At 70.4% G+C, this 2,552-nt stretch carries 5 protein-coding genes; 3 read left to right on the plus strand and 2 right to left on the minus strand.

What is annotated here, in order from left to right; all coding sequences use genetic code 11:
* A partial coding sequence (locus AB0C35_RS45935) for a hypothetical protein (protein ID WP_358470983.1) occupies positions 1-278 on the plus strand: 278 nt, incomplete at its 5' end.
* On the opposite strand, the gene AB0C35_RS45940 is transcribed toward AB0C35_RS45935, so the two are convergent.
* Together AB0C35_RS45940 and AB0C35_RS45945 are read right to left on the minus strand one after the other, a co-directional pair.
* On the minus strand, positions 279-1,118 hold the full coding sequence (locus AB0C35_RS45940; RefSeq protein WP_358470986.1) for an STAS domain-containing protein: 840 nt from the start codon (positions 1,116-1,118) through the stop codon (positions 279-281).
* A 5-nt stretch (positions 1,119-1,123) separates the two neighbouring features.
* Positions 1,124-1,447 carry a hypothetical protein gene (locus AB0C35_RS45945; RefSeq protein ID WP_358470989.1) on the minus strand — a complete coding sequence of 108 codons (324 nt, stop codon included), beginning with the start codon at positions 1,445-1,447 and terminating at the stop codon, positions 1,124-1,126.
* A gap of 31 nt (positions 1,448-1,478) precedes the next feature.
* On the opposite strand from AB0C35_RS45945, the gene AB0C35_RS45950 reads away from it, so the two are divergent.
* Positions 1,479-1,910 (plus strand): hypothetical protein, encoded by a 432-nt coding sequence (locus AB0C35_RS45950; RefSeq protein ID WP_358470992.1) that lies wholly within the window; start codon positions 1,479-1,481, stop codon positions 1,908-1,910.
* A 226-nt stretch (positions 1,911-2,136) separates the two neighbouring features.
* A partial coding sequence (locus AB0C35_RS45955) for an alpha-amylase family glycosyl hydrolase (RefSeq protein WP_358470995.1) occupies positions 2,137-2,552 on the plus strand: 416 nt, incomplete at its 3' end.

Raw genomic sequence — 2,552 nt, forward strand, 5'->3', positions numbered from 1 at the left:
CCGCCCTCGGCCTCCCCGACAACCCCCACCAACCCCACACCCTCACCGACCAACTCGACGGCACCACCTACACCTGGCACCGCTCCAACTACGTCCGTCTGGACCCGCACATCAAGCCCGCACACATCCTGACGTTCCAGCGGAACGGCGAACGTGTGCGGGCCGATGGGAACAACGTGGAGAACAGCAGGGTCCGGGCGGACGGGACGACGCCGAAACCGCGCCGCGGTGGTCCGCGCCGGGCGGCCGGCCGCAGTCCGCGCCCGAACGGGATCTGATCAGACCGGCTCGGCGGCGAGCAGGCGGTCCTCGATGGAGCGGCAGCCGGTGAAGACCGAGCCGAGACCCTCGCGGTCGATGATCCGGCGGAGCTTGGCGGGCAGCGCCGGCAGCGACAGGCAGCCGCCCTCGGCGGCGACCCGCCAGCGGATGCCGAGCAGGATCGGCAGCGGGTCGCAGCGGACGCCGAGCCGGTCGTGCATCCGCACCATGAGATGCCGCAGGTTCGCCTCGACCAGCTGGGTGAGCGTGTCCCCGAGCCTCGGCACCGTGACCTCGTCCAGCATGCCGGACAGGTGGACGACCGTGTGGTCGCCGTCACCGGCCGCCGTCGTGGTGATCATCAGTTCGGACGGGGCGGGCGGGGTGGGCGTGAGCCCGGCGTCGCCCGGATGCAGGGCCCGGATGGCGTCCAGCACGTGTGTGGTATCCACCTCGCCCGCTCCCCCGCCGGCGACGGGGGCGGCCGTGGCGGACGCGACGTCGGCGAACACCGGGACGAGCCGGCTCAGGCCGGTGAGCTGCAGCGCCCGCCGCACGTGGGCGGACAGGGCGGGCACCACGGTGCGCAGCGGGCAGCCGAGCAGTTGCGCCCGCGTCTCCGCGCGGGCCAGCAGGACCAGCCCGGCGGCGTCCAGCAGCACCGCGTCACCGAAGTCGACGACGACTCCGCCGCGGCCGGCGCCCCCGGCCGGGCCCGCGGAGGCGAGGGACAGCGCCCTGCTCACCCCCTCCCGGATCCCCGCGTAGTTCTGCCAGCTGATCTGCGCGGGCAGGCCCAGCACGATGAACCCTCGCCGGGTCTCGATGCTCAGGCCCGCCACGGTCGTGTCCTTCATGTCAGTCACATCCCGATCGGGGTACTCGCGGCCGCGCGGGCGGGCCGGGGCGAAACGGTCAGGTCACCATGGGCGGCGGCATGGGAGCCGGGCGGTCTCGACGCGGGACGTCCGTCCGGATACGGCGGGCGCCCTCCCCGCACGACGCCCGTCAGCCGGGACGCCGCGAGGCGTTCGATGGTCCGTTCCTCGGGCCGCACCCCGAGATGGGTGCAGCAGCACCACAGGTCGTCCACGCAACGGCGCACGTTCTCCGCCGGAACATCGGCGAAGCGAACGCGCAGCCGCGCCACGAGGTCATCGCGCGTCGGTACGACCGATGGCGACATCTCCCAGCGCTCCACTGTCCCTCCGATCGCTTTGGACGAAGTCGTTCCGTCCGGACTTGTCAACCGCCCTGCCGTCGACCGAGCAAGCGTCACAAACGTCGATCGCGCATGCGTCGATCCCACAGGTGTCGATCGCACGGGCGCCAATCGAACGGGTGTCGATCGCACAAGTGTCAATCGCACGGTTGTCGATCGCACAAGTGTCGATTGCGCGGTTGCCGATCGCACGGGTGTCGATCGCATGGGCGTCAACGGCACAGGCGTCAACGGCACGGCAGGTTCTGAGCTTGGAAATGACCTACCCGAGGCATGCGACAGAAAAAGCGACGAAGCTAAAAACACGGACATGACACAACCGTCGCGCGGCAAGTATTCGGCGCGCCGCGCGCCAGTGACCGGGCCGCAGTTCAACGTGTTTTTGCGCTACTTTCCCGCGCCATACCGGGCCGCTACCGGGCGATGACCTTCCGGTCGCGGGCCCGGCGGCGCCCGCGTCGCCGGGCACGGCGCGATCTACCCCGTGCTTGGTCGTGGCCCGTCCCGTCCGGACGGGGCTGCGGCCTCCGAAACCGGATCGACGGTCACGGACCGTACTGAGATTTTTACGGATGGTTGCCTGTCGCGAACGTCGCGGACGCGGACTGTGGGAATTGCTGATCTAGACGTCTCCAACACACCCGGGGTGACCCATGCACGGCCAGCCGAAGAACCTCACCACCAGCCCGTCCGACCAGGTCACCGAGCCGGAGGCGGAGGCTCTGCCGGCCGGGGCGCCGGAGGCGGGCGCCGCGGCGCCAGCCACCCGGGCGCTCCCGGACCCGTTCAGCGAGAAGACGCCGCGCACGCCGCACTGGTTCAAGACGGCGGTGTTCTACGAGGTGTCGGTGCGGGGGTTCGCCGATTCCAACGGCGACGGCTACGGCGACCTGCGCGGCCTGATCAGCAAACTCGACCACCTGCAATGGCTCGGCGTGGACTGCCTGTGGCTGCTGCCCATCTACCAGTCACCCCTGCGCGACGGCGGCTACGACATCGCCGAATACACCCGCATCCTGCCCGACTTCGGCGAACTCGGCGACTTCGTCGAACTCATCGAACAAGCCCA

Source organism: Spirillospora sp. NPDC048819 (genome assembly GCF_040650055.1).
Lineage (GTDB): Bacteria > Actinomycetota > Actinomycetes > Streptosporangiales > Streptosporangiaceae > Spirillospora.

Excerpts from the sequence above, each read along its gene's own strand:
- AB0C35_RS45940 (WP_358470986.1), bottom strand. The coding sequence starts at position 1,118 with ATGAAGGACACGACCGTGGCGGGCCTGAGCATCGAGACCCGGCGAGGG.
- AB0C35_RS45945 (WP_358470989.1), bottom strand. The coding sequence starts at position 1,447 with ATGTCGCCATCGGTCGTACCGACGCGCGATGACCTCGTGGCGCGGCTG.